Genomic DNA, 224 nt, shown 5'->3' with positions numbered 1-224 from the left:
GCCGCCAACTGCGCCACCGTAAAGCTGCTCGACGCGACGCCGTTCACTAAGATTGTGCCGTTACTCACGTTGCTGACCGTGAAGCTCACGCCTGTGTCCGTATCGTCAACGTCCGTGTAGCCAAGATCTGCCGCCGTGATGGTGTAGCTGCCTGCTTCATCCATTTCACCCAACAGATCGCCTGTCAGCTCCGGCGCATCATTCACTGGCGTCACCGTCAAGTT

The 224-nt window shown here is 58.0% G+C and carries 1 protein-coding gene; it reads right to left on the bottom strand.

The annotated features are described in order from the left end of the window. The coding region (locus tag AB4161_RS23205) for a cadherin-like domain-containing protein (protein WP_133151357.1) at nucleotides 1–224 on the bottom strand (224 nt) is incomplete at both ends.

It is taken from the genome of Vibrio sp. 10N.286.51.E5 (assembly GCF_041469125.1).
In the GTDB taxonomy this organism is placed as follows: Bacteria; Pseudomonadota; Gammaproteobacteria; order Enterobacterales; family Vibrionaceae; genus Vibrio; species Vibrio crassostreae_C.
Note: the sequence above shows the minus strand (reverse complement) of the source record. Positions and strands in the feature narration are given on the sequence as shown.